The organism is Candidatus Goldiibacteriota bacterium (assembly GCA_016937715.1).
In the GTDB taxonomy this organism is placed as follows: domain Bacteria; phylum Oederibacteriota; class PGYV01; order PGYV01; family PGYV01; genus PGYV01.
In genome coordinates this window covers 1-9,664 of the sequence record JAFGWA010000115.1, presented here as the reverse complement: position 1 = coordinate 9,664, position 9,664 = coordinate 1, and the positions used below count along the sequence as shown (strand labels likewise).

The 9,664-nt window shown below is 38.3% G+C and carries 8 protein-coding genes; all 8 read right to left on the bottom strand.

The genetic code is table 11. From position 1 onward, the window contains the following. Positions 1–101: 101 nt before the first annotated feature. The 8 genes from JXR81_11260 to JXR81_11225 all read right to left on the bottom strand — a co-directional run bounded on the left by JXR81_11260 (position 102) and on the right by JXR81_11225 (position 8,645). A complete protein-coding gene (locus tag JXR81_11260; protein MBN2755420.1) occupies positions 102–1,226 on the bottom strand; it encodes a DNA adenine methylase in 1,125 nt (374 codons plus the stop codon). Then, positions 1,198–2,439, bottom strand: coding sequence for a site-specific DNA-methyltransferase (locus tag JXR81_11255; GenBank protein MBN2755419.1), 1,242 nt, complete (start codon positions 2,437–2,439; stop codon positions 1,198–1,200). The genes JXR81_11260 and JXR81_11255 overlap by 29 nt, the downstream gene beginning before the upstream one ends. Positions 2,440–2,760: 321 nt before the next feature. Next, a complete protein-coding gene (locus tag JXR81_11250) occupies positions 2,761–3,024 on the bottom strand; it encodes a DUF2752 domain-containing protein (GenBank protein MBN2755418.1) in 264 nt (87 codons plus the stop codon). A gap of 6 nt (positions 3,025–3,030) precedes the next feature. Continuing rightward, positions 3,031–3,372: a TM2 domain-containing protein gene (locus tag JXR81_11245; GenBank protein MBN2755417.1), complete on the bottom strand. Its 342-nt coding sequence runs from the start codon at positions 3,370–3,372 to the stop codon at positions 3,031–3,033. 16 nt (positions 3,373–3,388) lie between these two features. Continuing rightward, on the bottom strand, positions 3,389–3,853 hold the full coding sequence (locus JXR81_11240) for a CoA-binding protein (protein MBN2755416.1): 465 nt from the start codon (positions 3,851–3,853) through the stop codon (positions 3,389–3,391). A 76-nt stretch (positions 3,854–3,929) separates the two neighbouring features. Continuing rightward, positions 3,930–4,955, bottom strand: a complete 1,026-nt coding sequence (locus tag JXR81_11235) for a CapA family protein (GenBank protein ID MBN2755415.1) — start codon at positions 4,953–4,955, stop codon at positions 3,930–3,932. Further along, the gene (locus JXR81_11230; GenBank protein MBN2755414.1) at positions 4,952–6,259 is read right to left on the bottom strand and encodes an NAD(P)/FAD-dependent oxidoreductase; all 1,308 of its coding nucleotides are present in this window, start codon (positions 6,257–6,259) and stop codon (positions 4,952–4,954) included. Before JXR81_11230 ends, JXR81_11235 begins: the two co-directional genes overlap by 4 nt. A 16-nt stretch (positions 6,260–6,275) precedes the next feature. Continuing rightward, a complete protein-coding gene (locus JXR81_11225; GenBank protein MBN2755413.1) occupies positions 6,276–8,645 on the bottom strand; it encodes a DNA translocase FtsK in 2,370 nt (789 codons plus the stop codon). Positions 8,646–9,664 lie beyond the last annotated feature (1,019 nt).

The following is a 9,664-nucleotide window of genomic DNA, read 5'->3' as shown; positions in this document are numbered from 1 at the left end:
ATAATCCATCCTCCTTATTATACTCAGTACACTTAAGTGTACTTCAGATTATGGCCGTTTACACAAATTTTATGACAGACTCTTTTTGAAGAATAGGTTATTTATATATTATTACATATCAAAAGAATTTCATACACAAAGTCAATTTTACCTTTACCCTGTGTACAATGATCATATTTTTTTCTTAATATTGAAACATTTGTAAAATATTTTTTACAAATGTTTTTCAGTTCAGATTCTAATACTAATCCATTGTTAGAGTAGCTAATAATAATTTTTTTATCTTTATACTCTGAAATTTTTGAAAGTACATATTCAAATTCTTCTTTAACTTTAGTCTTATATGAAAACGCTGATTTAAACCTATCCGTTCTATATTTTGCTTTATGCTGCAAATCCGGGCTATCATATTTGACAACCGTCTCGAGTAAATGATAAAACCTTGAATATTGTTCTGCAGTATAAGGAGGGTCTAAATAAAATAGTTTTGTATTTTTTATATAATTTATATATTTCTTTTTATTAAAAATATCTCTATAGTCACAGTTAAAAACTTTATTCTCAAATTTACTACAAACTATATGTATTTCATTAATTTTCTTTTCAAATTGTTCGAAAATGCTAATTTTTCTCAGTTTAATAACTCTTGGATGATCTTTTGGCATAAACTGCGCAAAGTGCCCAGGCGAAGACTGCGCGTAACACATAGAATAAATAAGTCCAGAAAGTAATATTGCTTTCTCATAGTCTGAAAAAAACGAATAATCGATTGCATATCTTATACTATCAATTTCTAAACATTGCTCTGCTGAAAAATATGTATCCGGGTAATTGTCATAAAAAAAACTATATTTTTTTTCATTTAAGTTATTATCAAATAATATCTTTAATCTTCGAAGATTTTCGGGTCTAATTAAATTTAATTTATTGTTTTCAACAAAGGCCTTGCCTACTGTATAACTTGAGGTTAGAACATCATTTGAATAAATTTGATTTCTTTTTTTCAGTGCATAAGAAATAGATTGTGTGCCTGCCGTTAAATCAAAAATTGTATCGCCAATATTAGTTTCTTTTATTATTTCAGGAACAATAAAATCAATAAGATATTTTTTATTACCCATAAAACGCATAATTTCTATAATAGGAAATTTTTCTTTTAACTCATTTTCTTTTAATTGTAATTGAACCAATGCAGCCTCACTTTTTAAATATAAGTATCCAATCATGTGACATCATACCACTATAATAATTTCTTTTCGTCAACAAAGATCTACTTTCAATTTTATCCTTAAATTTGCTGACCAACTTAAATTTCTTGGACTTTGCAATTTCAATGAAAAAACTATGAGTTGGAATATTAACTTTTCTAACCATACTATCACTTATCTTAAAAACCATATGAGCATTTTTATCTAAAGCAGAATAAAGACCTTCAAAAATACTTTCCATATCATTAAAGTATTTCGAAACAACTTTACTCATCTTAAAATTTCCATCGTCATATATTTGTTTTATTAACTTGTTGATTTTAGAATAATTTGTTCTTTGAACATCTTTATAATCTTTTGAATAAAAACGCTCTGTTCCTACAATATTTTTATCTATTTCAAAATAATCTTTCTGACTTTTAAGTATTTCAAGCCAATACATTTCTAACTTTGAAGTTTCTAAATATCTTATCGAACTAATGTACGGCGGATTTGTAACAACGAGTTTCACATTCCTAATATTATTTAATATGTCATTTGCTGAACCAGTGTAAATCCTAGTTAATGAATGATTTCCATTAATATTATTTTTCAATGATTGTACTCGTTTAATAACAACTTTTTCAAATTTATTTAATACATCTATTACCCTGCCTTCCTCAGCATCAATTCTACGCATTCTTTTACTATATCCCGGAAAGATGTGTCTCGGATCTGCATTGGACACATCTCTTATCATCGCAGAAAAACAAGCAAGATAGAAATTCTTTAAATTCCCATTAGTATTAGTTTTAATTTCATTTTTTAATAATGCTAAATCTTTAATAACTTCAGATCTAAACCAATGCTCCATATTTATACAAAAAGGAATCAAGTTTTTATGCTTATCATCTTTTTCATTTTTCACATTTGAGATAATGATATTCATCATTTTTAAAGTTTTTTCGTAATCAAGCCCCGTTGTTTTTGCTTTTGAAATAATTGCTGATAATGGATTTAAATCAATTCCCACGCTATTCCTATTCAGCATTTTAGATTCTACTAAAGTTGTTCCTGAGCCACAAAATGGATCTAATACTAAGTCACCTTCAACAGTAAATGATTTAATAGCAAATCTTGGAATCGCAGGTATAAGTTTCCCAAAATAGCGATGGAATGAATGAACTTGAGCTCTCTTTTCCATTTTTTCCGCATCTAACAATTTTTTATATTTATTACTTGTTTTTGCCATATATGGATTTTTCCTTTGCGTATATAGGTAATTGTTCTTCTAGTACGAGGTTGATTATATCTGATTTTGTATAAAACTTATATTCTTTTCTTTTTAAGGTTTCATCTATAAGTTTACTAATATTTTCTGTTGTCCTTATACATACCTTTTCAGTACGATTCTTCATTCTTAGTCCTCTCTTGTAAGACAACGTCATACTTTATATGTCATCGTAAGACAAATCTTACTTTATTATTTTAATACTGTCAATACGAAACATAAACACTTTAGATTATTGATGTATCATAAGCTTTTATAATTCAGATTTACATGGTTAATATTCTATCTTTTAACCATCCACCTGCCGTAGATGAATATAATCATGGGAAATACGATGATGATAAGTTTATTCATGGCAAAGGCATCGTAGAATTTAAGGTGGACTAAAAGCCAGGCTGCGCGTGTTAAGCCGCAGCCCGGGCATTCAAATCCAAAAAGGTTTTTATACAGGCATATGCTTTTTCCGTTAAACATAATATCATGCGGAAAAAAATATAAACCGCAAAGCAGTGCTGCTGTAATAACTATTTTTACGGTTACTTTCAAAGCTGTTTACTTGCTTGTTATCGCGCAGCCGCTTTTATCGGTAAACTTCTGCGTAAGTATAAGAATAAGGTCAATAATTACCCATATTCCGCATCCGCCAAATGTAATTAACATAAGTATTCCCGTTCCAATTTTGCCCACATAGAACCTGTGCGCGCCAAGAGCTCCAAGAAAAATGCACAGAAGCAGAGACACAAGCCATTTTTCAGAAACATCAGGAGTTGCGCCGGACACAGCAGGCTGCCTTACACCGCAGTGCGGGCATATTTCCGCGGCAGCTTTAATCACTTCCCCGCAGCTGGAACAATACTTTTCATCAATACCTTTATGTTGTTTTTTTGTTGTCATTAAAATCCTCCCGTTTTTATTTCGGCAGCGCGCCGAATAATCCCATTATGCCTTTATGTATGTTGTGCGGAAACCCCGCGTTTGGCATGAACATCATGGGGCAAAAACCGGTGATACACTTAATCCCATTGGTCTCGCATACCGCTATTGCCTTTGTGTTTGAAATGCCTTTCATTACGTGTTCATGAATCCAAAGTTCTTTCACGCCGGCTTTTGCGCAGTCATTTGCCACTTTATCCTGCTCCGCGGGCGGCACCACCGCTATTGCCGCGTTTACGCCTCCGGGTATATCTGCCACGTTTTTAAACGCCGGCTCTCCGTTTATTTCTGACGCATTGGGGTTAACCGGAAAAACTTCAAAACCTTTTTTTACAAGTTCCGTATACAGCATATTACCGTATTTCTTACCGCTTCTTGACGCGCCTATCACAGCTATCTTTTTATTTCCAAAAAAACCTTCCACATCTTTTTTGCCTATCATATCCGCCTCCGTAAATTTTTATACATTATATTATTATTCAGCCAAATATCAAATAAAATCTATCGCCCGCAGCCTTTTATTCAATAAACATCCTGTTTCCGTGTTCTGTCAATTTCACATTCATGCCCTTTGAATACTCTTTCAGCCTTTCCTTTATAATTTTCGCTTCTTCGCCTTTGGCAAAATGCGGCCTGCTTTTTTCTATTTTTGCCGGCGTGATATACGCGTCTTTTATAACCCCGTCTGATAACCTGCAGCTGAATATCATGGTGTCTGTCTGTAAGTCCTTAAACTGGTCAAATACAAAATTACCCAGGCTGTAAAGTATTATCACGCCCTTATATTTTTCTATGCCCTGCAGCACGTGCGGGTGGTGCCCTATTATAAGGTCAGCGCCGGAATCCACAAGCATACGCGCAAGTTTTTTCTGTTTTTTACCGGGATAATTTTTATATTCTTCCCCCCAGTGAAAAGACACAAAAATATAATCAGCCAGCCCTTTTGCCGCAGACACAGCTTTACGCATCTCTTTTTCTGACGGATGGCACGGCTGAGGCGTGTTTTTACTGTTCATGTCTTTATCGGTCTCGTAATAAAAATCCGCGAACGCGAACAGCGCAATTGTCACCCCGTTACCGGTTATTATACGCGGTTCAAGCGCGTGCTCCCTGTTATAGCCGGCGCCCGCGTGCATTACACCCAGCTCATCAAGATTTTTTATGGTCTGCGAAACGCCTGTATAATTACAGTCCAGCATGTGGTTGTTTGCAATAGACACCGTATTAAAACCGGAATTTTTAAACCCTTCCATTTTTTCCGGCTCGCACCTGAACGCGTAAGGTTTTTTTCTTTTTTTCTCCGTGGAAATGGGAGTTTCAAGGTTGCAGAAAGACACGTCGTGCGCTTTGACAAACGCCCGTATATTTTCAAACGGATAATCATACCCGTAAATTTCCATATTTGCCTTTACGCCGCGGTCAAGCATCACGTCGCCGGCAGCGCAGAAATAAACCGTTTTTGGCGCCATTAAATACTGCCTGTTTGCCGCGCAGGAATTTAATAAAAAAATTACCGGAAGAATAAAAATATATTTTATTTTCATTGGCCGGAAATTGAAGGGGCAGTCTCGCCGTATATCAGGGCTTCTGTTATTATCTCTGAATAACTTGGATGTATATGCATTGTGTTTTTTATTGTTTCCACGCTGACGCCCGCGTTTATTATAAGCCCTATTTCATTCATCATATCCGCAATTTCGTACCCTACTGCAGACGCCCCTATCACCCTGTCATCCGCCGTTAAAAGTTTTAAAAATCCCGCGTCGCTTTCTTCCACCACTGCTTTGCCGATGCCTTTAAAAAAATACTTATACACTTTATAATCTATATTTTCTTTACGCGCGTCAGATTCCAAAAAACCCGCGCTGCCCGCCTGCGGCATTGAAAAAACAAGTTTTGGTATCCTTGCGTAATCAAGATCGCCGGACTTTCCCGTAGCCATATTATCCACGGCGGTTTCCGCTTCTTTATATGCCGTATACGCAAGCATGGGCGTGTTGATACAGTCGCCCGCGGCGTATATACCCTTTACGTTTGTCATCATATCGCCGTTAACTTTAATAAAACCCTTCTTGTCCGTTTCAATGCCGGCAGCTTCAAGATTAAGCCCTGCCGTATATGGCACTCTTCCGGTAGCTTCTATTATAATGTCATACTGTTCTTCAATTTTTACCCCGTTACTCTCTATTATTACTTTCCCGCCGTCATCGGAAACTGTTATACCCGCGCCGCTTATGATTTTTATCTTCTTTTTCTTAAATTCCCTGACAAGTGTCCGGACTGCTTCTTCATCCATTCCGAATAAAACAGAAGGAGCCGCTTCCGCTATTGTCACTTCCACCCCTATATTATTAAGAAAGGACGCGTATTCGCACCCTATGACGCCGCCGCCGATTATAAGCGCGCGTTTTGGGACGGGATTTAAGCTGAATATTATTTCCGGAGAACTGACTTTAGCGTTTTTAAACAGCCTGCGCGCGGCAGACCCGGCGGATATAAGGAAGTTTTTTGCCTGATATTTATTTCCCGCCGCTTCAATTTCACCGGCAGATATAAATTTTACCTGCGCTTCAAGAACTTCCACGCCGCACGCCTGAAGCCTTGCTTTAAGCCCGCTTCTTAACCCGCTTATTTTTTGTGTGACAATTGATATTATTTTCTGATAATCAGCGCTGTGCAATGAGTGGTGAAGCAGCCCTTTAAGCGGAATGCACCCTTCATTAAGGCACGTGCCGCCAAGGTTGTTTAAATTTTTTTCTATAAGGAGAGTTTTCATCCCCGCCTTTGCCGCAAGCAGCGCGGCAGTATAACCTGCAGGGCCGGAACCTATTACAATTAAATCATACATCTTATTTTCTCCCGGATTAATCGCCTATGTATTCCCTTGGCTTATTGCCGTCAGCTTCTGTTATAAGCCCTTTTTCTTCCATATCATCTATCATGCGGGCGGCCTTGGAATAGCCTATGCCAAGTTTTCTCTGAAGGTATGACGTTGAAATATTGCCTTTGTTTTTGGCAAGGTCTATGGCTTTCTTCATCATCTCGTCGCCGCCGGTTCCGCTGTCGCCGTCGCCGGAAAGATCCGGATCGTCGTCTTTCATGTCAAATTCCGGCGAGATATCCGGCTTTCTCTGTTTCTTTATAAAGTGGCACACTTTTGATATTTCTTCGGATGATACAAATGCCGCCTGACCTCTTAAAGGTTTGCTTATATCAGCCGGCGCGTAAAGCATGTCGCCGCGCCCTAAAAGCGCGTCAGCACCGTTCATGTCAAGTATTGTGCGCGAATCTACCTTTGACATTACCTGAAAAGCTATCCTTGACGGGAAGTTGGCTTTAATAACGCCGGTGATAACGTCAACCGACGGGCGCTGGGTCGCAAGCACTATGTGAATTCCCACGGCGCGCGCAAGCTGGGCAAGGCGCTGCAAAGACGCTTCCACGTTTGCTTTTGCCAGCGTCATTAAGTCCGCAAGTTCGTCTATTATCAGTATTATATAAGGAAGGGACTTCTTTAAATCTTCGGGATTAAAATCCGGCTCGCTCTTTAACTGCATATTAAATTCAGACGCCATTTTGTTATATGTGTTTATATCCCTGGCGCCTTCCTTTGCAAGCATGTCATAACGGTAGTCCATTTCATAGGTAAGCTTTTTTAAAACATATGCCGCATGCTTGGGGTCAGTGATTACAGGGGATATTAAATGCGGTATGTCGCGGTAGTGCGTAAGTTCCACGCGCTTGGGGTCCACAAGGACAAGTTTAACTTCATCGGGCGATGCCTTATATATCACGCTCATAATAATGGAATTGATGCACACGCTTTTACCCGAACCGGTGGCGCCCGCTATTAATAGATGCGGCATTTTTCCAAGCTCCGCGATTATTGCTTTTCCGCCAAGGTCTTTTCCTATCGCCATTGTAAGAAGGGAACCCGAATCCTGAAAGGCTTCGGTTTCTATAAGCTCTTTTAATGTAATAGTTTTCTTGTTTGATTTAGGGACTTCTATGCCAATAAGGGATTTATTTGGAACCGGCGCCACGCGCACCTGTTCCACGCGCATTGACAGCGCTATGTCATCGGCAAGGTTTACCACGCGCGACACTTTAGTGCCGGTGGCAAGTTCAAGTTCAAAACGCGAAATAACCGGCCCGTCCACAACGTTTACCACTTCTGCTTCCACACCGAAATCTTTAAGGGTCTTTTTTAATTTTTCCGCGTCATCCGCGTAATCTTTTTTCTCTGTTCCTGCAGCATCCGGAGCATTGCCTTTTAACAGGTCAATTGACGGCAGGGTATAGTCGCCTTTTACCACTGCCTGTATTGCCTTGGTCTTTTTTTCCGCAGGTTCATCAGGGGTTATTATATTTATTTTTTCGCGTTTGGCCGGTTTCTTTCTTTCCTGTTCTTCGGCCTTTTGCTGTTCTTTAAGCCTTTTTGCCTCTTCCTTCATTTCTTTTTTTGTCATGGGTTTTTCTTCTTCGTCTTCTTCTTCATCGTCTTCTTCTTTTTTCTTTGCCGGCTTTTTTACTTTTTTAATCCGTTCATCAGCCGCGTCCCGCCCGCCGGTAAAAAGCGACCTTACATATTCAGCGCCGTTTAAAAAAGCGTCGCGCGCAAACCTGCCCGCCGAAAAAAGCAGTTCTTCTTTTCCCAGAAGGAAAAAAGAAAGCGCGGTAAGGATTATGAATACGATATACGCCCCGATAATGTTGAACCAGGCGGAAAGGAAATACGCAAGGTTGTATCCCAGAAACCCTCCCGTGTAAAACTTATAGTTTCCGTCCATTACCCTTAAAACCGCCGGCATTCCTTCCCAGAAGGTTTTCGATCCCCTTCCCGTTAAAACGGCAACTTTTTCCATATGAAAGATTTCAAGAGCGCCTCCCTTTACGACAAGGGCAAGAAAAAGCGACAGCGAAATAACGGCAGCCGCGAATCCGGCGACGTATCTTGTTGAGGCATATTTTATCTCTTTTTTAAAAACGGCAAACGAATAAAATCCTATTATAAAAGGAAGGGCGTAGGAAGCCTTTCCAAACAGCACATACAGGTACCTTGCTATAACTTCACCGAACGGCCCAAGCATGTTGCGGTCCCTGACAGTTATAAAAGAAAAGAAAATAATCAGTGCCGTAAGCCCAAGGGCTCCTGCAAGAAAATAGTCCGGCTGATTTTTTGGCTGTGATTTTGTTTTAGAAGCCGCTTTTGCCTTTTTTGATCTTTTAGCCAATTGTATCCACCCTTATAATTTTATTATTGCGTTTACTTTCCGCTGATTATAACCGAAATTTGGTTATTTTGCATTATTGATTTGTTATGGGCAGGTTTTGCCTGTTACGGTATTTTAAACCCGGTTTCCGGTATTGCTGATAGTTAATAATTACTTTTGCCCATAAACATAAAAAGGGGCTAATTCTCATTAGCCCCTTTTTATGTTGTTACCCCGTTTTAATCAACTTATTTCTTTTTTGCTTTTTTCTTTGCTGCTTTTTTCTTGGCTGCCATTGGGTACTCCCCCCTTTCGGTGTTAAAGTTTTTAACAAGAGTTTAAGAAAACCCTTTGTTTTTGAATCTCTGTTTTTTTGTCTACTTCCTGTTGTGTAAGAGCGTCTGCCTTTCTTCAAGACCTAGTATATAATATATAAATTTTTTGTCAACAAATAAAAACGGTTTTATACCTGTTTAACCTTATATTTGATGATAATTTAATGTTTTTTGTTTATTTTTACATTTTTTTGAACTTTTTTAAACCATATTTGTCCACAGGTTATTAACAGTTAGTCTACAATAACAAATATATGTTTTGTCTAACTAACATTTTTATAATCTTTATTATATAATTCAAACAGGCATAAACTTACAGGGTGTAATATGAGTATATGCTTAAATAATTATCCGTAATTTTATCCCATACTTTTTTATCCCATATCAAATAAAAAAACCGGAGACGAACAAATGGTTTTGCCGTGGTAGACGCGGGTCTTTAGCCCGCGGATTTTTTACATTATATATTAATTCAACTGCCGCGCCTTAAAAGACATACCTGCTGCTTCACACACACAAAACAAAACAGGGGTTGGGTGTGTTTTTTCAGTATGCGCCGCGTATGCATAGTATTTATCCGGCAGAAGCTGTTTAATGCAGCGCCGGCATGCACTTATATACCGCGGGCTTACCGATTGCCACTGACGTTAACACTGTGCTGACTTCAAGTTTGTTTGAATACAAGAATACCAATTTGCGGCGCGT